A 25,583-nucleotide genomic window follows, 5' to 3' on the forward strand; every position below is an offset into this window, starting at 1 on the left:
GTCCCCGAAATTGGTACGACCGTCGATGAAGGAGCGCACGTCGTGGGGGAAATGTCCGACGTAGGGCGGTTGGTGCTGCTCGGCGCGCCGTTGGGAAACCCGGCCGACGCGTCCGCCCGGTTCCGCGAGGTGCTCGCCACCGCCGACGTGGTCGCCGCCGAGGACACCCGCCGGCTCACCCGGCTGGCCCGCGACCTCGACGTCACAGTGCCCGGCCGGATCGTCTCCTACTTCGAGGGCAACGAGGAACGGCGCACCCCGGAACTGGCCGAGGTGCTCACCGCCGGCTACACCGTCGCCCTGGTCACCGACGGCGGCATGCCGAGCGTCTCCGACCCCGGCTACCGCCTGGTCCGGGCCGCACTGGAAGCCGGCGTCCCGGTCACCGCCGCCCCCGGACCCAGCGCGGTCACCACCGCGCTGGCGTTGTCCGGGCTGCCCTGCGACAGGTTCTGCTTCGAGGGCTTCCTGCCCCGCACCCCCGGCGCCCGCCGCTCCCGCCTGCGCGCCCTCGCCGCCGAGGAACGCACCCTGGTGCTCTTCGAGGCGACCCACCGGATCACCGCCGCGCTCGCCGACCTGGCCGAGGCGTTCGGCCCGGACCGGCCCGCCGCGCTCTGCCGTGAGCTGACCAAGACCTACGAGGAAGTGGTCCGCCGGCCGCTCGGCGAACTGGCCGAGTGGGCCGCCGTCGGCGACGTGCGCGGCGAGATCACGCTTGTCGTCGCCGGCGCGCCGGCGGCACCGGCGATCCGCCCCGACGACGACGCGCTGCGCGCCGCGGTGGCCGAACGGGAGGCGGCCGGGTCGTCCCGGCGGGACGCGATCACCGAGGTCGCCACCGCGTACGGGCTGCGCCGCCGCGAGGTCTACGCGGTGGTGCACCGCTGAGGGGGTAAGGCGGGGGCCCCGCTTAACGCTTTCGGTAGAGGCGGGGCCCCCGCTTAACAACGACGTGTTAAGCGGGGGCCCCTCCTTACCAGGCGGTGAGCAGGAAGCCGACGGTGATCAGCAGCGGGCCGCCAAGCGCCAGCCCCACCGCCCAGCGCCGCTGCCGCGGGTCCGCCAGCCGGGTCGCGCCGGTCCACCTGGCGATCCCGGCCGCGCAGCCCGCCACCAGGGCCAGCCCGAGCAGCCAGCGCAGGTGCCCGCCGACGCCCCGGTCCGCGTACGCGGTGGCGCCGTCCGGTCCGGTCATCCGCGCCGGCAGCGTGCTGCCGGTGGCGGTGTGCCCGGCCGGCACGCCGCTTACCCGTACGCCCTGGGCCTCGAAGCGGTCGCGGTCGGCCAGGAAGATGCCCCGGCAACGCTGGGTGAGCCCGGCGCCCACACACTCGGTGATCATCACGGTGCCGCTCGTCGAGTGTCCCACCGCAAGCCAGAGCGGGCCGGCGCTCACCCAGGCGAAGAACGCCGCGAGCAGGCTCAACGACACAAGCACGGTGAGGCCGGCGGGCGGGTCCGGCGGGTGGACCGGGCGGGCCGGCTGCCGCGGGGGCCGGGCGCGGCCGGTCCGGCGGCGCGGCTCGTCACGCAGCGGCGTGCCGTCCCAGTGCACCTCCTCGATCGGCGCCCAGCCGGCCGCGTCGTCGCCCGCCGGGGCCAGGCGCCGCTGCCAGCGCGGCTGCCGTACCGGCACCCGGCGCGGCACGGCGTCCACCGGCGCCCCGGTGGTCGGTTCCACCTCCACCGTCGGGTCGGCCGGGTCGACCCGGGGCTGCGGGGCGACCGGAACGCCGGCCGCGGCCCGCGCGGCCCGTGCGGCCTGAGCGGCGGCCGACGGTTCGGGTGCCGCTGGTCTGCTGGTCACGACGTTCATTCCACACCTGCGCCGCCGGCTCGCCGGGCAGCTCAGAGCGCGTGTCGGCGACAAATCGGGCGTACGCCGGCGGCGCGGACCCTATAGGTTCGCGGGTCGCCCCCGGCACTCACTAGGCTTGACGCTCATGAGTCACGTTCTCGCCGCGGTCGCCTGGCCCTACGCCAACGGCCCGCGCCACATCGGCCACGTTTCCGGATTCGGCGTTCCCTCCGACGTCTTCGCCCGGTACATGCGGATGGCCGGTCACGACGTGCTCATGGTGTCCGGCACCGACGAGCACGGCACCCCGATCCAGGTGCAGGCCGACGCCGAGGGGGTCACCCCGCGCGAGCTGGCCGACAGGTACAACCGGGTGATCGCCGAGGACCTGCGGGCGCTGGGCCTGTCGTACGACCTGTTCACCCGCACCACCACCCGCAACCACTACGCGGTGGTGCAGGAGCTGTTCACCGGGCTGCACCGCAACGGCTACATCGTCCCGAAGGTGACCACCGGGGCGATCTCCCCGTCCACCGGCCGCACCCTGCCCGACCGCTACATCGAGGGCACGTGCCCGATCTGCGGCTACGACAGCGCGCGCGGCGACCAGTGCGACAACTGCGGCAACCAGCTCGACCCGATCGACCTGATCGACCCCAAGTCGAAGATCAACGGCGAGACGCCGGAGTTCGTGGAGACCGAGCACTTCTTCCTCGACCTGCCGGCCCTGGCCGACGCGCTGCGCCAGTGGCTGGACACCCGGGAGGGCTGGCGTCCAAACGTGCTGCGGTTCTCCCGCAATTTGCTCGACGACCTCCAGCCCCGGGCCATCACCCGCGACCTGGAATGGGGCGTGCCGATCCCCCTGGAAGGCTGGCAGGACCGGTCCGACAAGCGGATCTACGTCTGGTTCGACGCGGTGATCGGCTACCTGTCCGCGTCGATCGAGTGGGCCCGCCGCTCCGGCGACCCGGAGGCGTGGCGCAAGTGGTGGTCGGCGGACGGCGAGGGGAAGGACGCCCGCGGCTACTACTTCATGGGCAAGGACAACATCGTCTTCCACTCGGTGATCTGGCCGGCGCTGCTCGGCGGCTACTCCGGCGCGGGCGCGCACGACGGCGAGCCCGGCGACCTGGGCCGGCTCAACCTGCCCACCGAGGTCGTCTCAAGCGAATACCTGACCATGGAGGGGCGGAAGTTCTCCTCCTCCCGCAAGGTGGTCATCTACGTCCGGGACTTCCTGGAGCGCTACGACGCCGACGCGCTGCGCTACTTCATCGCGGTCGCCGGCCCGGAGAGCAACGACACCGACTTCACCTGGGCGGAGTTCCTCCGCCGCAACAACGACGAGCTGGTCGCCGGCTGGGGCAACCTGGTCAACCGGTCCGTGTCCATGGCGGCGAAGAACTTCGGCGCGATCCCGCCGGTCGACCCGGCCGGGCTCACCGAGGCCGACCGGGCGCTGCTTGACGTCGCGCGGGCCGGCTTCACGGTCGTCGGCGACCTGATCGCCAGGCACCGGCAGAAGCAGGCCATCGGCGAGGCCATGAAGGTGGTCGCCGAGGCCAACAAGTACCTCTCCGAGCAGGCGCCCTGGAAGCTCAAGGGCGACGACGAGAAGCCGCGGATGGGCACCATCCTGCACGTCGCCCTCCAGGTGGTGAGCGACGCCAACACGCTGCTCACCCCGTACCTTCCGCACTCCGCCCAGAAGATCCACGAGCTGCTCGGCGGCATCGGCACGCACGCGCCGATGCCGGTGATCGAGGAGGTCGACGACCTCGACGGCGGGCCGGCGTACCCGGTGCTGACCGGTGACTACACGGTCGGCGCGCGCTGGGAGTCCGTACCCCTGGAGGTGGGTCGGCCGCTCGCGGCGCCCAAGCCGGTGTTCCGCAAGCTCGACCCGTCCATCGTCGACGAGGAGCTGGCCCGCCTCGGCGGGTGACCACCCGACGACGGCGGCCCCGGGTTCGTTCCGGGGCCGCCGCGTCGTTCCTCCGGGTCAGGCCCGGGCCATGCTCGGCTTGCCGATGAACTCCATGATCGCCTTGTTGACCTCGGTCGGGTGCGTCCACGGGGTGCCGTGCGGCGCGCCCTTGAGCGTGACCAGCTTGGCGTTGGGCAGCATGTTCACCAGCCGCTGACCCGTGACCGGGTACGGCAGCACGTTGTCCTTGTCGCCCTGGATGATCAGCACCGGCACGTCGATGTTCGGCAGGTCGCCGCGGAAGTCGGTCTGCCAGGCGTCCACCGAGTCGTGGGTGCCCTTCGCCGACGCCTGCGCGCCGATCTGCCAGTGCGCGTGGTACGCCTCGTCGCTTACCAGCTTCCCCTTGTTCTCGCTGGCGTTGAAGAAGACGTCGCAGAACTGGGTCAGGTAGGCGAACCGATCCTGGATGATCGCCTGCTGGAACCCGTCGAACATGCTCTTGTCGACGCCTTCCGGATCGTCCGGGGCCTTCAGCAGGTACGGCGCCAACGGGGCCATCATGACCGCCCGCTCCACCCGACCCGACCCGTACGCCCCCAGGTAGCGGGTGACCTCACCGGTGCCCATCGAGTGCCCGACCAGGATCGCGTTGCGCAGGTCCAGCTCGGTCATCAACACGTCGAGGTCGGCGGCGAACGTGTCGTAGTCGTAGCCGAACGCCGGCTGGGCGGAACTGCCGAATCCCCGCCGGTCGTACGTGATCACCCGATATCCGGCGGCGAGCAGCGGACCGCTCATCTTCTCCCAGGTGGCCCCGTTGAACGGGAAACCGTGGATCAGCACGATCGGCTGGCCGGAACCGTGGTCCTCGTAGTAGAGGTCGATGGGCGCGGAATTTTCCGTACCGACGGTGACGAAAGGCATCTCGGGATTCCCCCTACGCGCGCGTTGGTCTCGGACGCCCACGCCTTCCCTCCCGGCCGCCGTCTATTCGTGCCGCCGCGGGTACGGCAGGTCCACCACCCGGTCGTCGGTCAACTCGGCGCCGGGCGCCCAGACCTCGTACACACCCCGTTCGTGACACTGTGCCCCGGTCACCGCCACCGCGTCCGGATCCGGGCGGCGCAGCCGCAACCGCAACCAGCCGCCCTCCTCCCGCAGCACCAGGCAGGGCACACCGCGCCAGGCCGCGATCCGCAACCGGCGGGCCGCCGCCTCCACCGGATAGCGGGCCGCCCGGGTCATCGCCAGCACCCGGAACCCGCCGGGCTGGTCGGCCACCGCCTCGTACTCCGCCCCGGCGTACGCGCCGACGAGCCGGGTGGAGCGCGGCGCGTCACCGGTCGGCACGTACTCCTGGTCGGCGGCGAGGCCGGGCACCGCCGCCAGCAGGTGCCGCCACTGCGGGCCGGCCAGGCGCAGCCAGCCGCGCTGCTCCGCCTGATAGGTGTAGAGCACCACCTCCATCCCCTCGGCCGGGTAGGCGAGCAGGGTGGCGTTCGCCGGCATCGGCAGGTCCGCGAAGTCCCGGGTGACGAACTCCGGGACGAGCTGGGCGTCGCTCGGCACGAAACCGGTGCCCAGCACCGGCGGACCGAGCCGGTCTCGGGGCGGCATGGCGGTCAGCCCACGGTGCGCCGCGCCGACCGGGACGTCGTAGTCGGCCGGGTCGGCGGCCCGCCACCGCAACGCGTACGCCACGTCGCCGCCCTCCGGATCACCGCGCAGCACCGCCATCCCCGTCGGCGTGCGCAGGTGCGCCACGTCGTGCTCCCGGTAGCAGAAGCCGTGCGGCAACCAGCCCCGCACGTAACCGGCGAGCTGCCGGGCGGAGAGCACCTTCACCATCCGGGTGCCCGGCCGGATCACCGCCGACGCCCGCACCGCCGCCAACGTTGGGTCGCCCGCCGCCGGGCGCTGGCTGAGCTGGTGCACGTACGCCCAGCCCCGCTCCCGGTGCACAGGCATCAGCAGCGGCGCGTCGGTCTCCTCGGTCGGCTCCACCGCGCCCCGCACCGCGTCCACCTCGGTCGCGTGCACGAACTTCCGCCACCGGTGGCCGACCCCCGGCCGGGGACACCACTCGAAGCCCGGCGTCTCGTCGGCGCTGAACAGCTCGTACGCCGCGCCCCGGGCGATCTCCTCGGCCGGGTACACCTGGCCGTCGTACGTCACGCGCAGCCCGGTCCGCTCGGAGGCGGCCCCGCCGGCCTGGTCAGTGACGGTCACCCGGGGACGCTAAGCCGGCGAGATGTGGAGTGTGTGAACGGACGGTGGCGGGTGTGTGATGCTGGCCGCGATGACCGAGCAGACCGAGACCCGCAAGCAGCGCGCCGCACGCCGGGCCGGGGAGTTCCCGCCCGCCCCCGAGCCGCTTCCCGTGCCCGTGCTGGACAGCCACACCCACCTCGACATCACCGTCGGCGAGTACGGCACGCCGCCGGGCGGCGACGACGGCGACCCGGTGGCCGCCGCGATCACCGTCGCCACCGGGGTCGGCGTGGACCGCCTGGTCCAGGTCGGCGTGGACGTCGACTCGTCCCGGTGGGGCGCCGACGTCGCCGACCGGTACGCGCCGGTGCTGGCCACCGTGGCGTTGCACCCCAACGAGGCGCCCCGCCTGGCCAACCTGGACGAGGCGCTGCGTGAGATCGAGGCGCTGGCCGGGCGGGACCGGGTGCGCGGCATCGGCGAGACCGGCATGGACTTCTTCCGCACCGGCGCCGAGGGGCGGGCGGCGCAGGAGGCGAGCTTCCGGGCGCACATCGCCATCGCCAAGCGGTACGGCAAGGCGCTTGTCATCCACGACCGCGACGCACACGCCGACGTGCTGCGGATCCTCGACGACGAGGGCGCGCCGGACACGGTGGTGATGCACTGCTTCTCCGGCGACGCCGACTTCGCCCGCGAGTGCGTCCGCCGCGGGCACCTGCTGAGCTTCGCCGGCACGGTCACCTTCGGCAGCGCCGTCGCGCTGCGGGAGGCCGCCGCCGTCACCCCGCCGGACCAGATGCTCGTGGAGACCGACGCGCCGTACCTGACGCCGATGCCGCACCGGGGACGGCCGAACGCGTCGTACCTGATCCCGCTGACCGTCCGGTTCCTCGCCGACACCACAGGCGTCGACCTGGACACCCTGTGCGCCCACATCTCCACCAACGGTGAGCGCGCGTTCGGCCCGTGGTGTTAGGCGGGGGCCCCGCCACAACGCCAGGCGATAAGAAGGGCCCCCGCCTAACCGCGACACCCCGCCGCTTACGCTACGGGGCGTGACCGGACTCCTCGGCCCGGCGGAGATCCGGGAACTCGCCGCGCGGCTCGGCGTCACGCCGACCAAGAAGCTCGGCCAGAACTTCGTGCACGACCCGAACACCGTGCGCCGGATCGTCACCACCGCCGGCCTCGCCCCCGACGACGTGGCGCTTGAGGTCGGCCCCGGCCTCGGCTCGCTCACCCTGGCCCTGCTGCCGGTCGCCGCGCACGTGCACGCCGTGGAACTCGACCCGGCGCTCGCCGCCGCGCTCCCGGAGACCGCCGCCCGGTTCGCCGGCCCGGACGCCGCCCGGCTCACCGTGCACCCCGCCGACGCGCTGCGGATCACCGCCGCCGACCTGGCCGACCCGGCCCCCACCGCGCTTGTGGCGAACCTGCCCTACAACGTGGCCGTGCCGGTGGTGCTGCACCTGCTCGCCGAGCTGCCCACCCTGCGGCACGGGCTGGTGATGGTGCAGAAGGAGGTCGCCGACCGGCTCGTCGCCGGTCCCGGCTCCAAGGTGTACGGCATCCCCTCGGTCAAGCTCGCCTGGTATGCCCGCTCCCGGGCCGCCGGCAAGGTCCCGCCGAACGTGTTCTGGCCGGTACCCAACGTCGACTCCGGCCTGGTCGCGTTCACCCGCCGCGAGCCGCCCCGACCGGACGTACCCCGCACGGCGGTCTTCGCGGTGGTCGACGCCGCGTTCGCCCAGCGCCGCAAGACGCTGCGCGCCGCCCTGGCCGGCTGGGCCGGCGGCGCGGACCGGGCCGCCGCCGCGCTCACCGCCGCGGGCGTGGACCCGGGCGCACGCGGCGAGTCACTCACCGTCGACCAGTTCGCCGCCATCGCCGCGTCGGCCCCGGACGGCTCCGCCAGCGCCCAGTAGGCTGGCGCCGTTGCCCGACCCCGCCGAGGAGCTGACCGTGCAGAAGCCGTTCGACATCCGCCTGCGTCCGCGGGAGTTCTCCCGGTGACCGAGGCCTGGCGACCGGAGGACGAGGACGGGCAGCGGCGCGGAGCCAGCGGCCCGGTCAAGGTGCGGGTGCCCGCCAAGGTCAACCTGCACCTCGGGGTGGGGCCGCTGCGCCGGGACGGCTACCACGAGCTGAACACCGTCTACCACGCGATCTCCATCTACGACGAGCTGACCGCCCGCCGCGGCGACACGCTCACCCTCACCATGGAGGGTGAGGGCGCCGGCGAACTGGCCCTCGACGACACGAACCTGGCGCTGCGCGCCGCGCACGCCCTCGCCGGCTACGCCGGTGTCGCCCCGCACGCCCGGCTGCACCTGCGCAAGCACATCCCGCTCTCCGGCGGGCTGGCCGGCGGCAGCGCCGACGCCGCCGCCGCGCTCGTGGCCTGCGACGCGCTCTGGGGCACCGGCCTGTCCCGCGACGAACTGGCCGGCATCGCCGCCGACCTCGGCTCCGACGTGCCGTTCCTGATCCACGGCGGCACCGCGCTCGGCACCGGCCGGGGCGAGGCGGTCAGCCCGGTGCTGGCCCGCCCCACCTCCTGGCACTGGGTGGTGGCCATCGCCGACGGCGGCCTCTCCACCCCGGCCGCCTACCGCGAACTCGACCGGCTGCGCGACACCGGCGCCGCCGGAACGCCGCTGGGCAGCACCGACGCGCTGCTCGGCGCGCTCCGGCAGCGGGACCCGCGGGTGCTCGCCGCCACGCTCGGCAACGACCTCCAGGACGCGGCGCTGACCATGCGCCCGGCGCTTGCCGGCACGCTCAAGGCCGGCGAGGCCGCCGGCGCGCTTGCCGGCATCGTCTCCGGCTCCGGGCCCACCTGCGTGTTCCTCGCCGCCGACGCGGCCGACGCCGGGCGCATCGCCGACGAGCTGACCGCCGCCGGGGTGTGCCGGGAGGCGCGGGTCGCGCACGGGCCCGTGCACGGCGCCCGCATCGTCTGAGGCCCCGTACCCTTGACTCAGGCGTCCCGGACCCCGGGGCGCCTGAGTCGTGTGAAAGGTGAACCAGTGGCCAACATCGTCAACCTGGACCGGGTGTCCAAGGGGTACGGCGCCGCCGGGCCGCTGCTCACCGACGTCTCGCTCGGCCTCGACGACGCCGACCGGGTCGGTGTGGTCGGTCTCAACGGCGCCGGCAAGTCGACGCTGCTGCGGCTGCTCACCCGCGTCGAGGAACCCGACGACGGCCGGGTGACCCATCGCCGGGACCTGCGCGTGTCCTGGTTGCCGCAGCGCCTGGACCTGGCCGGAGAACTCACCATGCGGGATGTCGTGCTCGGCACCGCGTGGCTCGGCGAGAGCATGGGCGCCGAGCACGAGTGGGCCGGCGACGCCGGCGTCCGGGCCATCCTCGACGGCCTCGGCATGCCCCACCTCGGCCTCGACACCCCGATCGGCCCGATGTCCGGCGGGGAACGCCGCCGGGTGGCGCTCGCCGCCCTGCTGGTCCGCGACTCCGACCTGCTCGTCCTCGACGAGCCCACCAACCACCTCGACGTCGGCGGCGTCGACTGGCTGGCCCGGCACCTGGTCACCCGCAAGGGCGCGCTCGTCGTGGTCACCCACGACCGCTGGTTCCTCGACGCCGTCTGCACCGCCACCTGGGAGGTGGCCGACCAGACCGTCCGGGCGTACGAGGGCGGCTTCGCCGCGTGGACGCTGGCCCGTGTCGAGCGGCAACGGATCGCCGCGGCCACCGAGGCCCGCCGGCAGAACCTGCTCCGCAAGGAGATCGCCTGGCTGCGGCGGGGCCCGCCGGCGCGTACCTCCAAGCCGAAGTTCCGCATCGACGCCGCGAACGCGCTCATCGCGGACGTGCCGGAACCGCGCGACACCATGTCGCTGCAACGGCTCGCCACCGCCCGGCTCGGCAAGCAGGTGTACGACCTCGAACACGTCACCCTGCACGCCGGCCCGAAGGAGATCCTGCACGACACCACCTGGCAGGTCGGGCCCGGCGACCGGATCGCCGTCCTCGGCCGCAACGGCGCCGGCAAGACCACCCTGCTGCGGCTGCTCGCCGGGGTGACACGCGCCGACGGTGGGCGGTTCGCCGCCGGGCAGACCGTGCGGGCGGCGTTCCTCTCCCAGGAACTCGCCGAGCTGCCCGGCCACCTGCGCGTGCTGGAGGCCGTCGAGGAGGTGGCCCGCCGGGTGCAGTTCGGTGACCGGGAGATCAGCGCCGCCCAGCTCGCGGAGATCTTCGGTTTCGACGACCGGCGGCTCTGGACCCCGGTGAGCGACCTCTCCGGCGGGGAGCGTCGCCGGCTCCAGATGCTGCGGCTGCTCGCCGGCGAGCCCAACGTGCTGCTGCTCGACGAGCCCACGAACGACCTGGACACGGACACCCTCGCCGCGCTTGAGGACCTGCTCGACTCCTGGCCCGGCACGATCGTGGTGGCCAGCCACGACAGGTACCTGATCGAGCGGGTCACCGAGGTCGCGTACGGCATGTTCGGCGACGGGCGGCTCGTGCACCTGCCCGGCGGCGTCGACGAATACCTCGCCCGCGCCGCCGCGGCCGGTGGCCCGGCGCCCGCCGACCTCACCCCGGGCACGGCCGCGCCGGCCCGCGACGGCTTGTCCGCCGCCGAGGTACGCACCGCGAAGAAGGAGCTCAACCGGCTGGAACGGCAGATCGCCAAGCTCGACCAGAAGGAGGCGGGCCTGCACGAGCAACTCGCCGCGAACGCCACCGACTACGCCCGGGTCGCCGAGCTGGACGCCCAGCTCAAGGAGGTGCGGGCCGAGCGGGAGCGCACCGAGGAGACCTGGCTGGCGCTGGCCGAGGAACTGCCCGGCGGCTGAGGAGTGGGGGGTGTGCGGCGTCACTGACCGCCGTACGGGAGAATCAGCGGAGGAACCCTCACCCGTTCGGTCTTTGGAGACGCAGAGATGGCCCACACCCCCGTCAACCACCCCGCGCGGCCGATCTTCCGGGCGATCGGCGGGCTCGTTGGTCTTTACTTCGTCGTCTTCGGCGCCCTCGGCGTCATCGCCAGCGCCGGCAACGACTTCCTCGCCCAGGACGACACCAAGGTGCTCGGCCAGGGCACCAACATGGGCTTCTCGCTGCTGTCGGTGCTGCTCGGCGTGGTGATCCTGGTCGGCGTGGCGATCGGGCGCAACCTCGACGTGGCGGTCAACCAGTGGCTGGCGTACACCCTGATGGTCATCGGCCTGGCCGAGCTGGCGTTCCTTCAGACCGACGCCAACATCCTCAACTTCTCGATCATGACCGTGATCGTGCTCCTGACCCTGTCCCTGGTGCTCCTGGTGGTCGGCATGTACGGCAAGGTCGGCAGCAACGACGAGCACGAGGCCTGGCAGAAGGCCCGCCTGGTGCTCTGATCCCCGGATCCACCCGACGGCCCGGCGCAGCGCGCCGGGCCGTCGGTGTCTTTTCGGGACGGAGACGGGTGGCTCGGGTGACAATTGCCCCGAATCGGTCTCCACGGCTGGAGGGCACCATGGCGCACTTCCCGGTGAACCACCCCGCGCGACCGCTCTACCGGGTGCTGTCCGGGCTCGTCGGCCTCTACATCCTGGTCTTCGGCGTCTGGGGTGTGTTCCAGACCTGGGGCGACGGGCTGTTCGGGCGGGATGGCAGCACCGCCCTCGGGCTGCGTACCAACCTGGCCTTCTCGCTGGTCTCGGTGGCCTTCGGAGCGGTCCTGATCGTGGGCGCGTCCCGCCGCGACAACCTCGGGCACTACATGAACCTCACCGCCGGCGTGGTCTTCCTGGTCACCGGCATCCTGATGATGTCCGTGCTGCAGACCTCGGCGAACTTCCTGAACTTCTCGATGTCCACAGTCGTCGTGTCCATGCTGTTCGGGCTGATCCTGCTCGCCACCGGCCTCTACGACAAGGTCGGGCCGCCCGAACACGCCGAGGAGGAGCGTCGCCGTCGCTACCACCCGGTCGCCGAGGGCCCTAACTCCTGATCGGGCCCGGCTTCGACTCCAGGTGCGACAGGCCGTTCCAGGCCAGGTTCACCAGGTGCGCCGCCACCGTCTCCTTGCGCGGCTTGCGCACCTCCAGCCACCAGCGCCCGGCCAGCGCCACCATGCCCACGAGCGCCTGCGAATAGAGCTCCGCCAGCTTCGGGTCGTACCCCCGGCTGTTGAACTCCGCGCCGAGGATGTGCTCCACCTGGTGCGCGACGTCGTTCATCACGCTGCTGAAGTTGCCCGTCGCGGACATCAGCGGCGACTCGCGGACCAGCACCCGGAACCCGCTGGTCTCCTCCTCGATGTAGGTGAGCAGGGTCAGCGCGGCCTGCTCCAGCAGCTCTCGTGGATGGCCAGCGGTCAACGCCGTGGTGATCCGCTCCAACAGTGAGCGGACCTCCCGGTCCACCACCACCGCGTAGAGCCCCTCCTTGCCGCCGAAGTGCTCGTAGACCACCGGCTTGGAGACCTTGGCCCGCGCCGCGACCTCCTCGATCGAGGTGGCGTCGAACCCGCGCTCGGCGAAGATCTGCCGGGCGATCGAGATCAACTGCTCGCGGCGCTGCGTCGCGGACATGCGTACCCGGGAGGGCTTGGTCGCCGGGACAGCCCGCCGACGACTGCGGTCGCTGCCGGGAACGTCGGTCACCCGCCCCATCCTGCCAGGCGTGGACCGCTCGGGCCGACCTGTCCTCTCGTTGTCGTACATCTGTTCTAGTTTCTTCCCGTGGCTGTCGGTGATGGTTCGTCCAACTCGCACGGATACCGCGTTAGCAAGCCCGAATTGCACGCCAGGGCGCTCGCGTTGCGGCGGTCGGGTTGCCCGGTGGGGGAGATCGCGGGGCGACTCGGGGTGTCGAAATCGACGGCCTACCTCTGGACCCGACATCTGCCCCTCGATCCGTACCTGGTGCGGGTGCGACGTCAGGCCGCCCAGCGGGCGCGTTCCGACGCTCAGTGGGGCGCGCACCGCGCGTCTCGCGACGCGGCCCGAGCCGAGGAGGTCGCGGCATCCGCCGGATGGGTGCGGCGTCTGGAGCGGCGCGAGTTGCTGTTGGTCGGAGCGGCGATCTACTGGTGCGAGGGCGGCAAGGCCAAGCCGTGGCGCCCCCACGACTGTCGGATCAAGTTCGTCAACAGCGATCCGATGCTTGTCGCACTCTTCCTGCGCTTCCTGGACGCCGTCGAGGTGCCGCCCGGGGATCGAAGATTCCGGGTCAGCATTCACGAGACGGCGGACGACGTCGCCGCCGTGCGGTGGTGGGCGGCGCGGGTGGGCGTGCCGGCGGAATGCTTCCAGCGCACCACGATCAAGAGGCACCGCCCATCGACCACGCGCAAGAACGTCGGCGCCGACTATCACGGTTGCCTGACCGTTCATGTCGTGGGCGGCAGCCGGCTCTATTGGCGGATCGAAGGGATCATGGAGGGAATGGGCAATGAAGATCCACCGTGTGACCGGTAAGGTGTAGGCAGCCGCCGGGCAGGAGACATTTGCCCGTTTTCGACCATCCCGGGTCGTCTAATGGCAGGACGTCAGGTTTTGGTCCTGATTATAGGGGTTCGAATCCTCTCCCGGGAGCTTCCTGCTCTTTGCCTTCCGTCGCGTGGTTAGCATGACCGCGAGACTGTCGCCGTCCCGACGGGAGCCACGTCGTGCCCCAGCCCCACCTCCGCACCGTTGTCGTGCTCGCCGCCGGTGAGGGCAAGCGGATGAAGTCGTCCGTGCCCAAGGTGCTGCACCCTCTTCTCGGCCGCACCCTGCTCGGTCACGTCCTGGCCGCGGCCGGGCCGTTGGGCGCGGATCACACGATGGTGGTGGTCGGCCACGGCGCCGACCAGGTGCGGGCGCACCTCGCCGAGGTCGCCCCGACGGCCGTCCCGGTGCTCCAGGAGCGCCAGCTCGGCACCGGGCACGCGGTCCGGATCGCGTTGGACGCGGCGCCGGACGCGACAGGCACCGTCGTGGTGATCAACGGAGACGTGCCGCTGTTGCGACCGGAGACGGTCGCGGCCCTGGTCGAGGCGCACGAGGAGGCTGCCGCGGCGGCCACCGTGCTGGCCGCCGAGGTGCCGGACCCGACCGGTCTGGGCCGGATCGTGCGGGACGCGCAGGGGCGGTTGGAGCAGATCGTCGAGGAGCGCGACGCCACGCCCGCGCAGCGCACGCTGCGGGAGATCAACGCGGGCATCTACGCGTTCGACGTGGCCCGGTTGCGGGAGGCGCTGGGCAAGCTCTCCACCGACAACGACCAGGGCGAGGAATACCTGACCGACGTGTTCGCCCTGCTGCGTGACGCGGGTGAGCCGGTGGTGGTGCACTGCGCGGCCGACCACGTGGAGACGCTCGGTTGCAACGACCGGGTGGAGTTGGCCGGGCTGCGCCGGCTGTTGCGCGACCGGGTCAACGAGGGCTGGATGCGCACCGGGGTGAGCATCCTCGACCCGCACACCACCTGGATCGACGTGACGGTCACCGTGGAGCGGGACGCCGTGATCGACCAGAACACCCAGTTGCAGGGCGCCACGGTGGTCGGGGCGGGCGCGCTCGTGGGCCCGGACACCACGCTCGTCGACACCGTGGTGGGCGAGGACGCGAGGGTGGTACGCAGCCACGCGGTGGGCGCGGAGGTCGGCCCGCAGGCGAGCGTCGGGCCGTACGCGTACCTGCGGCCGGAGTCGCGGCTGGCCCGCAAGGCGAAGGTCGGCACGTTCGTGGAGACCAAGAAGGCGTCGATCGGGGAGGGCTCGAAGGTGCCCCACCTGTCGTACGTGGGGGACGCCACGATCGGTGCGCACAGCAACATCGGCGCCGCGACGGTCTTCGTCAACTACGACGGGGTGCGCAAGCACCACACCACGATCGGCAGCCACGCGCGCACCGGGGCGGACAACATGTTCGTGGCGCCGGTGCGGGTGGGCGACGGCGCGTACACCGCGGCCGGCTCGGTGATCGTCGCGGACGTGCCGGCGGGCGCGATGGCGGTGGCGCGGGGCCAGCAGCGCAACGTGGAGGGCTGGGTGCTGCGCAAGCGGCCCGAAACGGCGGCGGCGGAGGCGGCGCGTCGGTCCGGTGAGGGTGCGTCGGAGCCGGGCGGCGCGGCAAGCGAAGGTGACTGAATCCACGGGGACGGCCGGGCCGTGGGTGGACCGGTGAACCCGGGGGATACTGCAACCGAACAGTCCCCGGCCCCACCGCCGCCGGGCACCACCGACACACGGGAGCAGACGGGCCCATGGGCAGCATCGTCGCCGAGAACCGCAAGAGCCTGATGCTCTTCTCCGGGAGGGGTTTTCCGGAGCTGGCCAAGGAGATCGGTGAGGTGCTCGGCGTCGCGCCGACGCCTACCGACGCGTACGACTTCGCCAACGGTGAGATCTTCGTTCGGTTCAAGGACTCGGTGCGTGGGTCGGACGCCTTCGTGGTGCAGTCCGTGACGCACGGGGTGAACACCTGGGTCATGGAGACCCTGATCATGGTCGACGCGCTGAAGCGCGGTTCGGCCAAGCGGATCACCGTGGTGCTTCCGTTCTATCCCTACTCCCGGCAGGACAAGAAGCACCGGGGTCGGGAGCCGATCTCGGCGCGGCTGGTGGCCGATCTGCTGAAGACCGCGGGCGCGAACCGGATCCTCACCGTCGACCTGCACACCGCGCAGATCCAGGGCTTCTTCGACGGGCCGGTGGACCACCTGTTCGCGATGGACATCCTGGCCGAGTACGTCGAGCACCGCTACGCGGGCCGCCCGATGACGGTGGTGGCGCCGGACTCGGGCCGGGTGCGGGTGGCCGAGCGTTGGACGGACCGGCTGGGTGGCTGCCCGCTGGCGTTCATCCACAAGACGCGGGACCCGATGAAGCCGAACCAGGTGGTGGCGAACCGCGTGGTGGGTGAGGTCGAGGGCCGGGTGTGCCTGATCGTGGACGACATGATCGACACCGGTGGCACGATCTCCAAGGCGGCCGACATCCTGAAGGAGTCGGGGGCGGCGGAGATCGTGGTCGCGTCGACCCACGCGCTGCTGTCGGATCCGGCGACCGAACGGCTGAAGAACAGCCCGATCAGCGAGGTCGTGGTGACGAACACGCTGCCGTTGCCGCCGGAGAAGCAGCTCGACAAGCTGACCGTGCTGTCGATCGCGCCGCTGCTGGCCCGGGCGATCCGGGAAGTCTTCGACGACGGTTCGGTGACCACCCTCTTCGGTGGCCTGAGCTGATCGTGGGGCCCGGCCGCCGGTGTCGTCCGGCGGCCGGGCCGTTGCCCTGCGCGCCGGCCGGGGCGGTGATATGGGGACTGCCGGAGAGCCCGGATTCCGCTCGGGTAGACTGGTGCGGTTGCCACGGCGAGGGTGCCCGGCGGGCTGCTGAATAGCACCGCACGGAGGCGCCGTCATCGACGCGGTGCTCCGGGCGGTCGTTCATGACCTTGAGCCCCAGCGAGCCCCTCGCCCAGCACCGCAAGACGACAAGCCGCCGCAGCGAAGCATCAGGAGTTTCCCCGTGTCCGAGGTAAAGATCAGCGCCGAGCCCCGCACCGAGTTCGGCAAGGGTGGTGCCCGTCGTACCCGCCGGGCCGGCAAGGTGCCCGCCGTGCTGTACGGCCACGGCGAGAAGCCCAAGCACATCGCGTTGCCGGCGCGGGAGTTCGCCGCGGCGATCCGTAAGGGCGGCGCGAACCAGCTCTTCGCGATCGAGGTCAGCGACGGCACCCAGGTGCTGGCGCTGCCGAAGGCGATCCAGCGTGACCCGATCCGGGATTCCTTCGAGCACGTGGACCTGCTCCTGGTCCGCCGGGGCGAGAAGGTCACCGTCGAGGTTCCGGTCCAGCTGACCGGTGAGGCCGCGAAGGACACCCTGATCGTGCACGACCACGACACCCTGTCGGTGACCGCCGACGCGACGAAGGTGCCGGACCACCTGGAGGCGTCGATCGACGGCGCCGAGGCGGGCACCGTGGTCACCGCCGGCGACGTGGAGCTGCCGTCCGGCGTCGAGCTGGCCGTGGACGAGGAGCTGCCGGTCGCCTCGGTGACCGCCGCTCCGACCGCCGAGCAGCTCGAGGCCACCCTCCCCGAGGTCGAGGAGGCCACCGAGGAGGCCGAGGCCGGCGCCGGCGAGGAGACCGCCGAGGCTCCGGAGGGCGCTCCGGCCGCCGAGGGCGGAGAGACTCCGGCCGAGGCGAAGACCGAGGCCTGACCGGTCCGCAGGCTGTGCGACAGGCGTCCCCGGGGTCCCGGGGGCGCCTGTCGGCGTATCGGGGCGGGTCGGCGGGGATGCGAGCGGGAAGGGGCGTCGGGTGACGGACGAGGCGGGGCCGTGGCTGGTGGTCGGCCTGGGCAACCCCGGTCGGGAGTACGCGAACAATCGGCACAACGTCGGGTTCATGGTGGCCGACCTGCTGGCCGCCCGGGTGGGCGCGAAGTTCGGCCGGCACCGGCGGGCGGTGGCCGAGGCGGCCGAGGGGCGGCTGGGGTTCGGCGGCCCGAAGCTGGTGTTGCTGAAGCCGCTCACCTACATGAACCTCTCCGGTGGCCCGGTGGCCGGCCTGGCCCAGTTCCACAAGATCCCGCCGGCGCGGGTGATCGCGGTGCACGACGAGTTGGACATTCCGTACGGGCAGGTGCGGGTGAAGTGCGGTGGGGGCGAGGGCGGTCACAACGGCCTGCGGTCGATGTCGAAGTCGCTCGGCACGAAGGACTACGTGCGGGTGCGGTTCGGCGTCGGCCGTCCGCCGGGTCGGCAGGACCCGGCGGACTTCGTACTCTCGGATTTCTCCGCGGCCGAGCGCAAGGAGCTGGAGTTCCTGGTGGATCGCGCGGCGGACGTGGTGGAGTCGGTGGTCGCCAAGGGTGTGGAGCCGACGCAGAACCTGTACCACGGGGCCTGACCGGCGCCTCCGGAGCGGGCCGGTAGTCTGCGCCTGCGCGAGGTGAGCGAAGGCCGGCGACGGGAGCGGTGACACCATGGGCAGTCCTCCGGTGATCGACGGCGCGTTCGCCCGCTGGCTGGCGTCGCGGGCCGGGCAGGCGCTTGTGGATCTGCGCGCGGAGATTGGCTTCGGGGACGCGGAGGCGTTGCGGTCGGCCGGGGACAAGGTCTCGCACGACCTGATCCGGACCGAGCTGGCGAAGTGGCGCCCGGCGGACGCGGTGCTGTCGGAGGAGGACGCGGGCTCGCGGGTGGCCCGGACGGCCGGGGCGGGCGGCGAGGCGATGACCCGTCTGACCGCGGACCGGGTGTGGATCGTCGATCCGTTGGACGGCACCCGGGAGTACGCCGAGGAGGGGCGCGCGGACTGGGCGGTGCACGTGGCGCTCTGGTCGCGGCGGGCGCCCACGCCGCACGGTCTGGTCGCGGGCGCGGTGGGCCTGCCGGCGCAGCACCGGGTGTTGGGCACGGACTACCCGCCGGCGTACCCGCCGATGCCCGTGGAGTCGGGGTCGGCGGCCGGCGCGCGGACCGTCCGGTTGGCGGCCAGTCGTAGCCGTCCGCCGGTTTTCCTGACCGATCTGGCAGCGGACGTCGGCGCTCATCTGGTTCCGATGGGCTCGGCGGGTGCGAAGATCGCCGCCGTGGTCACCGGTGAGGTCGACGCGTACATCCATGCCGGCGGCCAGTACGAGTGGGACTCCGCCGCTCCGGTCGCTGTGGCGATGGCCACCGGACTGCATGCTTCCCGGATCGACGGTTCTGCGCTGAAATACAACGAGGCCGACCCGCGCCTACCGGATCTGCTGGTCTGCCGCAAGGATCTCGCGAGTCGGTTGCTTGCAGCGTTGCAGCGGCATTCCGGGTAACCTGAGCGTTCTTCTTCACGACTCCGACCGGAAAGGTCTGGAATCCCGATGTACGGTTCCGAGCGAATCGAGTTCGTGTCATGACGTCCCCCGCCGCGTACCAGGTGTCGCACCTCGACGCGCTCGAGGCGGAGAGCATCTTCGTGATGCGCGAGGTCGTCGCCGAGATGGAGCGGCCGGTGCTGCTCTTCTCCGGCGGCAAGGACTCGATCGTGATGCTCCGGTTGGCGCAGAAGGCGTTCGCGCCGGCCAACATCCCGTTCCCGGTGATGCACGTGGACACGGGGCACAACTTCCCCGAGGTGCTCGACTACCGTGACCAGCGGGTGGCCGAGCTGGGCCTGCAACTCATCGTGGCCAGCGTGCCGGAGGCCATGAACAAGGGCCTGGTCCGCGAGTCGGCGGACGGCATGCGCAACCGGATCCAGACGCCGGTGCTGCTCGACGCTGTGGAGAAGCACCGCTTCGACGCGCTCTTCGGCGGCGCCCGGCGGGACGAGGAGAAGGCCCGGGCCAAGGAGCGGGTGTTCAGTTTCCGCGACGAGTTCGGCCAGTGGGACCCGAAGAACCAGCGCCCGGAGCTGTGGTCGCTCTACAACGGCCGGCACCACCCCGGCGAGTCGATCCGGGTGTTCCCGCTGTCCAACTGGACCGAGCTGGACGTATGGCACTACATCGCGCGGGAGCGGATCCCGCTGCCGGCGATCTACTACGCGCACGAGCGGGAGGTGATCGAGCGCGACGGCATGTTCTACGCGGTCAACGAGTTCTTCCGGGCCCGCGCCGGTGAGCAGCCGTTCAAGGCCCAGGTGCGGTACCGGACCGTGGGTGACGCCTCCTGCACCGCGGCGGTCCGCTCGGACGCCGATACGGTGGAGAAGGTGATCGAGGAGGTGGCCGCCACCCGGATCACCGAGCGCGGCGCGACCCGCGGCGACGACCGGGTCAGCGAGGCCGCCATGGAGGACCGCAAGCGGGAGGGCTACTTCTGATGGGCACCGAGATGCTGACACCGGCCGATGTGCTGTCTGAGGCGCGGCCGATGGATTTGTTGCGGTTCGCTACCGCCGGCAGCGTCGACGACGGCAAGTCGACCCTGATCGGTCGGTTGTTGTACGACACGAAGTCGCTCTTCAGCGACCAGCTCGCCGCCGTCGAGGCGGTCAGCGCGGCGCGGGGCGACGAATACACCAACCTGGCGCTGCTCACCGATGGCCTGCGCGCCGAACGGGAGCAGGGCATCACCATCGACGTGGCGTACCGCTACTTCGCGACGCCGCGGCGGAAGTTCATCATCGCCGACACGCCGGGGCACATTCAGTACACCCGGAACATGGTCACCGGCGCCTCCACGGCCGACCTGGCGTTGATCCTGGTGGACGCGCGCAAGGGTCTGGTGGAGCAGTCGCGGCGGCACGCGTTCCTGTGTTCGCTGCTGCGGGTGCCGCACCTGGTGTTGTGTGTCAACAAGATGGACCTGGTCGACTGGTCGCAGGAGGTCTTCGAGCGGATCGCGGACGAGTTCACCGCGTTCGCCGCGAAGCTCGACGCGCCGGACCTGACCGTGGTGCCGATCTCCGCGCTGCGGGGCGACAACATCGTCTCCCGCTCGGAGAACATGCCCTGGTACGAGGGCCCGTCGCTGCTGCACCACCTGGAGCGGGTGCACATCGCCTCGGACCGTAACCTGGTCGACGTCCGCTTCCCGGTGCAGTACGTGATCCGGCCGCAGTCCACCACCGTCACCGACTACCGGGGCTATGCGGGCCAGGTGGCCTCGGGCGTGCTCAAGCCGGGTGACGAGGTGATGGTGCTGCCGTCCGGGTTCACCAGCCGCATCGCGGCGGTGGAGACGGCCGACGGCCCGGTGGACGAGGCGTTCCCCCCGATGTCGGTCACGGTCCGGCTGACCGACGAGATCGACATCTCCCGCGGCGACCTGATCTGCCGGCCGAACAACGCCCCGATGGTCGCGCAGGACATTGAGGCGATGGTCTGCTGGATGGACGAGAGCCGGCCGCTCCAGGTCGGCGGCAGGTACGCGATCAAACACACCACCCGCTCGGCGCGGGCGATCGTGCGCGAGCTGCACTACCGGCTGGACATCAACTCGTTGCACCGGGACGAGGCGGCCGGCGAGTTGAAGCTCAACGAGATCGGCCGGATCCGGCTGCGGACCACCGTTCCGTTGCTCGCCGACGAGTACCGACGCAACCGCACCACAGGCGGCTTCGTCATCATCGACGAAACCACCAACCGCACCGTAGGCGCCGGCATGATCGTCGAAGGCCTCTGAGCCCCGTCCCCGACGCGCGCCAGATTCACGGAAAGAGTGGCTATCCGAGCGTGGATAGCCACTCTTTCCGTGTAACTGGGCGCGACGGTCAGGGGAGGCGGTGGGCTCCCGCGGACGGGCGGACAGTGCGGGTGTCGGGGGCGGGGAAGCCGCGGGCGGCGTACGCGGCCCTGACGGCGGTGGCCACCGTGTCGGCGGCGTCCGCGTCGACCAGGGCGAGCACGCAGCCGCCGAACCCACCGCCGGTCATCCGCGCGCCGTACGCCCCGGCGTGGAGCGCCGCCTCGACCGCGGTGTCGACCTCCGGCACGGTGATCTCGAAGTCGTCGCGCATCGAGGCGTGTGAGGCGGTCAGCAGCGGCCCCGCCTCGCGGACCCGATCGGCGCGGAGCAGCGCGACGGTGTCGAGCACGCGTTGGTTCTCGGTGACCACGTGCCGGACCCGGCGGCGGGTCTCGTCGTCGTCGAGGCGGGCCAGCGCCGCGTCCAGGTCGGCGGTGGGCACGTCGCGCAGGGCGGTCACCCCGAGCGTCGCGGCGGCCCGTTCGCAGCTCTTCCGCCGGGCGGCGTACTCCCCGTCGGCGTGGCGGTGCGGCGCGCGCGAGTCGATGACAAGCACGGCCAGCCCGGCGGCGTCCAGGTCGAACGGGATCTGCTCGATCTCCTCGGTGCGGCAGTCGAGGAAGAGGGCGTGCCCCTCCCGGCCCCGGATGACCGCGGACTGGTCCATGATCCCGGTCGGCGCGCCGACGTAGTCGTTCTCGGCGCGCTGGGCGAGCCGGGGCCACCGCTCGGCGGGCAGGTCCAGCCCGCCGAGGTCGACCAGGGCGGCCAGCACCGCCGACTCGATGGCGGCCGACGAGGAGAGCCCGGAGCCGACCGGGACGTCGGAGGCGACGGCGAGCCGCGCGCCCGGGACGTCGAGGCCGGCGGCGCGCAGGGCCCAGACCACGCCGGCCACGTAGGCGGCCCAGCCCCCGACCCGGCCGGGCTGGTCGGCCTCCGTGGCCCCGAACTCCACCGGCTCGTCGTCAAGCTCCGACCAGACCGTCCAGTGCCCGTCCGGGCCGGGCGCCGCGGCGACGACGGTACGCAGGGGAAGCGCGAAGGGCAGCACGAAGCCGTCGTTGTAGTCGGTGTGCTCGCCGATCAGGTTTACCCGCCCGGGAGCCGCCCAGCGGCCGGCCGGCTCGGCGGCGTACCGCTGCCGGAAGCCGGCGGTGGCGCGGTCGGCGACGTCGCCGCTCATGCTGTGCCGCCTTTCGTTCGCGACTGCGGGGCTCGCAACCCCGGCTCACTCCTCGCGCTCACGGGCGTGCGCCCGCGATGTGTTCGCGGTAGAACGCCCAGGCGTCGCCGACCATGTCCTGGAGGGTTGGCTTCGCCGGCGTCCAGCCCAGCTCGTCGCGGGCCAGCGCGGAGGAGGCGACCAGTTCGGCGGGGTCGCCCTCGCGGCGCGGCGCCACCTCGACCGGCAGCGGGTGCCCGGTGATCTCGCGGACCACGTCGACGACCTGCCGGTTGGTGAAGCCGTTGCCGTTGCCCAGGTTGTAGATCCGGTGTCGGCCCGGCGTGGCCGCGTCGAGCGCGAGCAGGTGGGCGCGGGCCAGGTCCTCGACGTGGATGTAGTCGCGGACGCAGGTGCCGTCGACGGTGGGGTAGTCGTCGCCGAAGAGTTGGAGCTTCTCGCGCCGGCCGGCGGCGACGTCGAGCGCGATCGGGATGAGGTGCGTCTCCGGGTCGTGCCGCTCGCCGATGGCCGACCCGTCGCGCAGGTAGGCCCCGGCGACGTTGAAGTAGCGCAACGAGACGGCGCCCAGCTCGTGCGCGATCGCCTCGGAGGTGAGCGCCATGTCGACGGCCAGCTTCGTCGCCCCGTAGGTGTTGGTGGGGGCCTTGACGGCGGTTTCCGAGATGGGCAGCTCGGTGGGGTTGCCGTAGACGGCGGCGGTGGAGGAGAAGACCATCCGCGGGACCCGGGCGGCGCGGACCGCGTCGAGCAGGGCGAGTGAGCCGACGGTGTTGGTGTCCCAGTAGAGCTCCGGGCGGATCATCGACTCACCGGCGGCGATCAGGGCGGCGAAGTGCAGCACGCCGTCGAAACCGGCGTCGGGGGTGAGCACCCGGGCGGCCTCGTGCACGGGCAGGTCGACGTGGGTCGCCTCGGGGGCGAGCGCCTCGCGGTGACCGGTGCGCAGGTCGTCCAGCACCGTCACCTGGTGGCCGTGGTCGAGCAGCATCCGGGTCACCACGCTGCCGATGTAGCCGGCGCCGCCGGTGACGAGCAGTTTCACGTCGGGTCCTCCTGCCTGGCCGCGTCGGTGTCGGCCGTCCGTGATCACCCTACGGCCGGCGCCGCCGGCACGGCGGTCGAGTGAGCGTCACTTCATTCCATCACAATCGCTCACGATTGAACAGATCCGAACATCGGACCCGGACCGGCAGCGGCCGATGTCTACCATGCTTGTCATGCGGGAAGCGGGTGGTCCCGGGCCCCGGCGACGACCGCCGGGGCGGCCCCGACGCGAACCCGGCCCGCTCGCCCGGGCCGTGGCCCGCCTGGTGGTGCGGGCCGCCGACGGCGCCACCCGGATGGTGACCGGCCTGCTCGGGGCGAGTCCCACCGCCGGGCGGGAGCGGATCAGCGAGGCCGAGCTGCGCGACCTGGTCGCGGCGAACACACTGCTCGACCCGGACGAGCGGCGGATCATCGACGAGGTGCTGGCGGCCGGCGCGCGGCTGGTACGCGAGGTGATGGTGCCCCGCACCGAGGTCGTCTTCCTCTCCGCCGGGCACTCCGTGGCGCAGGCGCAGCGGCTGGTCCGGGACGACCCGCACACCCGCTACCCGGTGGTGGACGGCACCCACGACGACGTGGTCGGTCTGGTGCACCTGCGGGACGTGCTGCTGTGCCCGGAGCCGGCCGGCCCGGTCGCCGTCGGTGAGCTGACCCGCGAGGTGAAACGGCTGCCGGGCAGCAAGCGGGTCCTCGCCGCGCTCACCGAGATGCGCCGGGAGGGGCACCACCTGGCCGTGGTGGTCGACGAGTACGGCGGCACCGCCGGCATCGTCACCTGCGAGGACCTGGTCGAGGAGCTGGTCGGGGAGATCTACGACGAGGGCCATGCCCCGCCCGGGACGGAGCCCGCCGGTCTGCCCGCCGTGGTCGACGGCCGGCTCAACCTGGCCGACTTCGCCGAGCGCACCGGCGTGCCGCTGCCCGCCGGCCCGTACGAGACGGTGGGCGGTTACGTGATGGCCGCGCTGGGCCGGCTGCCGGTGGCCGGCGACGAGGTGCCGGTGGCGGTCGGGGACGGATCGGACGTCACCGATCCGGAGGGCTGGCTGCTGCGGGTGCTGACGCTCGACGGCCGGCGGGTGTCCCGCCTGGCGGTCTCCGTGCTGCGGCTGCCCGAGCCCCGGCGCGAGGTCAGCGCCCCGCTCCCGCCCGTACCCGTCCGACCCGCCGGCCCGTCATGACGGATCCCGGGGCTTGCTGACAGAATTGCCGCCATGTCCGACGTACCCGTCCGCCCGCGCGTCTTCTCCGGCATCCAGCCGACCGCCGATTCGTTCCATCTCGGCAACTATCTGGGCGCGCTGCGGCACTGGGTGGCCCTGCAGGACAGTCACGACGCGTTCTACTGCGTGGTGGACCTGCACGCGATCACCGCGGGGCACGACCCGCAGGTGCTGAAGCGGCGCAGCCGGGTGGCCGCCGCGCAGCTCTTCGCGCTGGGCCTCGACCCGGAGCGCAGCACGCTGTTCGTCCAGTCGCAGGTGCCCGAACATCCGCAGTTGACCTGGGTGCTCGGTTGCATCACCGGGTTCGGCGAGGCCGGCCGGATGACCCAGTTCAAGGACAAGTCGCAGAAGCAGGGCAGCGAGCGGGCCAGTGTCGGCCTGTTCACCTACCCGATCCTCCAGGCCGCCGACATCCTGCTCTACCAGGCGCACGCGGTGCCGGTCGGCGAGGACCAGCGGCAGCACCTGGAGCTCTCCCGTGACCTGGCGCAGCGGTTCAACTCGCTGTTCGGTCAGACGTTCACGGTGCCGGCGCCGCACATCGTGAAGGACACTGCCAAGATCACCGATCTGCAGGACCCGACGGCCAAGATGTCGAAGTCGTCCTCCTCCCCGGCCGGCATCATCGACCTGCTGGAGGACCCGGCGCGTTCGGCCAAGAAGATCCGCTCGGCGGTCACCGACACCGGTCGCGAGATCGTCTTCGACGCGGTGGGGAAGCCCGGCGTCTCCAACCTGCTCACCATCTACTCCGCGCTCTCCGGCCGGAGCATGGACGACCTGGTCGCGGCGTACGACGGCAAGGGCTACGGCGACCTCAAGAAGGACCTCGCCGAGGTGGTGCGGGAGTTCGTCACCCCGGTCCAGGAGCGCACCAACGCTTATCTGGACGACCCGGCCCAGCTCGACAAGCTGCTCGCGCAGGGCGCGGAGAAGGCCCGGGCGGTGGCGGCCGACACGCTGCGCACCGTGTACGAGCGGGTCGGCTTCTTCCCCCCGGTGCGGTTCGAGTAGCGGCCCGGGTGGAGCGGAGACGGTGACGC

23 protein-coding genes, 1 tRNA gene and 1 pseudogene are annotated in these 25,583 nt (G+C 72.1%); 19 read left to right on the plus strand and 6 right to left on the minus strand.

Annotated elements, in window-relative coordinates; translation table 11 throughout:
- Positions 1-42 precede the first annotated feature (42 nt).
- Positions 43-891, plus strand: coding sequence for a 16S rRNA (cytidine(1402)-2'-O)-methyltransferase (gene rsmI, locus SM450_RS00765; RefSeq protein ID WP_474617692.1), 849 nt, complete (start codon positions 43-45; stop codon positions 889-891).
- An 85-nt stretch (positions 892-976) separates the two neighbouring features.
- Here the strand turns inward: rsmI and SM450_RS00770 are convergent, their stop codons facing one another.
- Positions 977-1,819 (minus strand): hypothetical protein, encoded by an 843-nt coding sequence (locus SM450_RS00770; protein WP_474617693.1) that lies wholly within the window; start codon positions 1,817-1,819, stop codon positions 977-979.
- A gap of 127 nt (positions 1,820-1,946) precedes the next feature.
- On the opposite strand from SM450_RS00770, the gene metG reads away from it, so the two are divergent.
- Complete coding sequence (gene metG / locus SM450_RS00775; protein WP_474617694.1) at positions 1,947-3,749, plus strand: methionine--tRNA ligase; 1,803 nt, start codon at positions 1,947-1,949, stop codon at positions 3,747-3,749.
- Positions 3,750-3,806: 57 nt separating this feature from the next.
- Here the strand turns inward: metG and SM450_RS00780 are convergent, their stop codons facing one another.
- Both SM450_RS00780 and SM450_RS00785 read right to left on the minus strand, forming a co-directional pair.
- Positions 3,807-4,658: an alpha/beta fold hydrolase gene (locus SM450_RS00780; RefSeq protein WP_474617695.1), complete on the minus strand. Its 852-nt coding sequence runs from the start codon at positions 4,656-4,658 to the stop codon at positions 3,807-3,809.
- 63 nt (positions 4,659-4,721) lie between these two features.
- Positions 4,722-5,963, minus strand: coding sequence for a hypothetical protein (locus SM450_RS00785; protein WP_474617696.1), 1,242 nt, complete (start codon positions 5,961-5,963; stop codon positions 4,722-4,724).
- Between the two features lie 58 nt (positions 5,964-6,021).
- On the opposite strand from SM450_RS00785, the gene SM450_RS00790 reads away from it, so the two are divergent.
- From SM450_RS00790 to SM450_RS00815, 6 genes are all read left to right on the plus strand, one after another.
- Positions 6,022-6,924: a TatD family hydrolase gene (locus SM450_RS00790; RefSeq protein WP_474617697.1), complete on the plus strand. Its 903-nt coding sequence runs from the start codon at positions 6,022-6,024 to the stop codon at positions 6,922-6,924.
- Between the two features lie 79 nt (positions 6,925-7,003).
- The gene (gene rsmA / locus SM450_RS00795; protein WP_474617698.1) at positions 7,004-7,873 is read left to right on the plus strand and encodes a 16S rRNA (adenine(1518)-N(6)/adenine(1519)-N(6))-dimethyltransferase RsmA; all 870 of its coding nucleotides are present in this window, start codon (positions 7,004-7,006) and stop codon (positions 7,871-7,873) included.
- Between the two features lie 84 nt (positions 7,874-7,957).
- Positions 7,958-8,911 (plus strand): 4-(cytidine 5'-diphospho)-2-C-methyl-D-erythritol kinase, encoded by a 954-nt coding sequence (locus SM450_RS00800; protein ID WP_474617699.1) that lies wholly within the window; start codon positions 7,958-7,960, stop codon positions 8,909-8,911.
- Positions 8,912-8,977: 66 nt separating this feature from the next.
- Positions 8,978-10,777 carry an ABC-F family ATP-binding cassette domain-containing protein gene (locus SM450_RS00805; protein WP_474617700.1) on the plus strand — a complete coding sequence of 600 codons (1,800 nt, stop codon included), beginning with the start codon at positions 8,978-8,980 and terminating at the stop codon, positions 10,775-10,777.
- 87 nt (positions 10,778-10,864) lie between these two features.
- Positions 10,865-11,320, plus strand: coding sequence for a DUF4383 domain-containing protein (locus SM450_RS00810; protein WP_474617701.1), 456 nt, complete (start codon positions 10,865-10,867; stop codon positions 11,318-11,320).
- 119 nt (positions 11,321-11,439) lie between these two features.
- The gene (locus SM450_RS00815; RefSeq protein WP_474617702.1) at positions 11,440-11,916 is read left to right on the plus strand and encodes a DUF4383 domain-containing protein; all 477 of its coding nucleotides are present in this window, start codon (positions 11,440-11,442) and stop codon (positions 11,914-11,916) included.
- Here SM450_RS00815 and SM450_RS00820 read toward each other — a convergent pair.
- Positions 11,906-12,571, minus strand: coding sequence for a TetR family transcriptional regulator (locus SM450_RS00820; RefSeq protein ID WP_474617703.1), 666 nt, complete (start codon positions 12,569-12,571; stop codon positions 11,906-11,908). The genes SM450_RS00815 and SM450_RS00820 overlap by 11 nt on opposite strands.
- A gap of 177 nt (positions 12,572-12,748) precedes the next feature.
- Between SM450_RS00820 and SM450_RS00825 the strand changes: the two genes are divergently transcribed.
- From SM450_RS00825 to cysN, 9 genes and pseudogenes are all read left to right on the plus strand, one after another.
- The gene (locus SM450_RS00825; protein WP_474617704.1) at positions 12,749-13,387 is read left to right on the plus strand and encodes a resolvase; all 639 of its coding nucleotides are present in this window, start codon (positions 12,749-12,751) and stop codon (positions 13,385-13,387) included.
- Positions 13,388-13,433: 46 nt separating this feature from the next.
- Positions 13,434-13,504: transfer RNA gene (locus SM450_RS00830), tRNA-Gln, on the plus strand.
- A 74-nt stretch (positions 13,505-13,578) separates the two neighbouring features.
- A pseudogene (gene glmU / locus SM450_RS00835) lies at positions 13,579-15,102 on the plus strand (bifunctional UDP-N-acetylglucosamine diphosphorylase/glucosamine-1-phosphate N-acetyltransferase GlmU); the annotation flags it as partial.
- 56 nt (positions 15,103-15,158) lie between these two features.
- On the plus strand, positions 15,159-16,139 hold the full coding sequence (locus tag SM450_RS00840) for a ribose-phosphate diphosphokinase (protein WP_474617705.1): 981 nt from the start codon (positions 15,159-15,161) through the stop codon (positions 16,137-16,139).
- Between the two features lie 283 nt (positions 16,140-16,422).
- Positions 16,423-17,118, plus strand: a complete 696-nt coding sequence (locus tag SM450_RS00845; protein ID WP_474617706.1) for a 50S ribosomal protein L25/general stress protein Ctc — start codon at positions 16,423-16,425, stop codon at positions 17,116-17,118.
- Positions 17,119-17,218: 100 nt separating this feature from the next.
- The gene (gene pth, locus SM450_RS00850) at positions 17,219-17,809 is read left to right on the plus strand and encodes an aminoacyl-tRNA hydrolase (RefSeq protein WP_474617707.1); all 591 of its coding nucleotides are present in this window, start codon (positions 17,219-17,221) and stop codon (positions 17,807-17,809) included.
- A 76-nt stretch (positions 17,810-17,885) separates the two neighbouring features.
- Complete coding sequence (locus SM450_RS00855; RefSeq protein ID WP_474617708.1) at positions 17,886-18,719, plus strand: 3'(2'),5'-bisphosphate nucleotidase CysQ; 834 nt, start codon at positions 17,886-17,888, stop codon at positions 18,717-18,719.
- A gap of 80 nt (positions 18,720-18,799) precedes the next feature.
- The gene (cysD, locus tag SM450_RS00860) at positions 18,800-19,711 is read left to right on the plus strand and encodes a sulfate adenylyltransferase subunit CysD (protein WP_474617709.1); all 912 of its coding nucleotides are present in this window, start codon (positions 18,800-18,802) and stop codon (positions 19,709-19,711) included.
- Complete coding sequence (gene cysN, locus SM450_RS00865) at positions 19,711-21,015, plus strand: sulfate adenylyltransferase subunit CysN (RefSeq protein ID WP_474617710.1); 1,305 nt, start codon at positions 19,711-19,713, stop codon at positions 21,013-21,015. The genes cysD and cysN overlap by 1 nt, the downstream gene beginning before the upstream one ends.
- 88 nt (positions 21,016-21,103) lie before the next feature.
- On the opposite strand, the gene galK is transcribed toward cysN, so the two are convergent.
- Both galK and galE read right to left on the minus strand, forming a co-directional pair.
- Positions 21,104-22,264, minus strand: a complete 1,161-nt coding sequence (gene galK, locus SM450_RS00870) for a galactokinase (RefSeq protein ID WP_474617711.1) — start codon at positions 22,262-22,264, stop codon at positions 21,104-21,106.
- A 58-nt stretch (positions 22,265-22,322) separates the two neighbouring features.
- Positions 22,323-23,309, minus strand: coding sequence for a UDP-glucose 4-epimerase GalE (galE, locus tag SM450_RS00875; RefSeq protein WP_474617712.1), 987 nt, complete (start codon positions 23,307-23,309; stop codon positions 22,323-22,325).
- A 175-nt stretch (positions 23,310-23,484) separates the two neighbouring features.
- Between galE and SM450_RS00880 the strand changes: the two genes are divergently transcribed.
- Positions 23,485-24,495, plus strand: coding sequence for a hemolysin family protein (locus tag SM450_RS00880; protein WP_474617713.1), 1,011 nt, complete (start codon positions 23,485-23,487; stop codon positions 24,493-24,495).
- A 33-nt stretch (positions 24,496-24,528) separates the two neighbouring features.
- Positions 24,529-25,554 carry a tryptophan--tRNA ligase gene (trpS, locus tag SM450_RS00885; RefSeq protein ID WP_474617714.1) on the plus strand — a complete coding sequence of 342 codons (1,026 nt, stop codon included), beginning with the start codon at positions 24,529-24,531 and terminating at the stop codon, positions 25,552-25,554.
- The last annotated feature ends 29 nt before the right edge of the window (positions 25,555-25,583 follow it).

It is taken from the genome of Micromonospora marincola (assembly GCF_056150385.1).

Excerpts from the sequence above, each read along its gene's own strand:
- SM450_RS00770 (WP_474617693.1), bottom strand. The coding sequence starts at position 1,819 with ATGAACGTCGTGACCAGCAGACCAGCGGCACCCGAACCGTCGGCCGCC.
- metG (WP_474617694.1), top strand. The coding sequence starts at position 1,947 with ATGAGTCACGTTCTCGCCGCGGTCGCCTGGCCCTACGCCAACGGCCCG.
- SM450_RS00780 (WP_474617695.1), bottom strand. The coding sequence starts at position 4,658 with ATGCCTTTCGTCACCGTCGGTACGGAAAATTCCGCGCCCATCGACCTC.
- SM450_RS00790 (WP_474617697.1), top strand. The coding sequence starts at position 6,022 with ATGCTGGCCGCGATGACCGAGCAGACCGAGACCCGCAAGCAGCGCGCC.
- SM450_RS00810 (WP_474617701.1), top strand. The coding sequence starts at position 10,865 with ATGGCCCACACCCCCGTCAACCACCCCGCGCGGCCGATCTTCCGGGCG.
- SM450_RS00815 (WP_474617702.1), top strand. The coding sequence starts at position 11,440 with ATGGCGCACTTCCCGGTGAACCACCCCGCGCGACCGCTCTACCGGGTG.
- SM450_RS00840 (WP_474617705.1), top strand. The coding sequence starts at position 15,159 with ATGGGCAGCATCGTCGCCGAGAACCGCAAGAGCCTGATGCTCTTCTCC.
- SM450_RS00855 (WP_474617708.1), top strand. The coding sequence starts at position 17,886 with ATGGGCAGTCCTCCGGTGATCGACGGCGCGTTCGCCCGCTGGCTGGCG.
- cysD (WP_474617709.1), top strand. The coding sequence starts at position 18,800 with ATGACGTCCCCCGCCGCGTACCAGGTGTCGCACCTCGACGCGCTCGAG.
- cysN (WP_474617710.1), top strand. The coding sequence starts at position 19,711 with ATGGGCACCGAGATGCTGACACCGGCCGATGTGCTGTCTGAGGCGCGG.
- galK (WP_474617711.1), bottom strand. The coding sequence starts at position 22,264 with ATGAGCGGCGACGTCGCCGACCGCGCCACCGCCGGCTTCCGGCAGCGG.
- SM450_RS00880 (WP_474617713.1), top strand. The coding sequence starts at position 23,485 with ATGCGGGAAGCGGGTGGTCCCGGGCCCCGGCGACGACCGCCGGGGCGG.
- trpS (WP_474617714.1), top strand. The coding sequence starts at position 24,529 with ATGTCCGACGTACCCGTCCGCCCGCGCGTCTTCTCCGGCATCCAGCCG.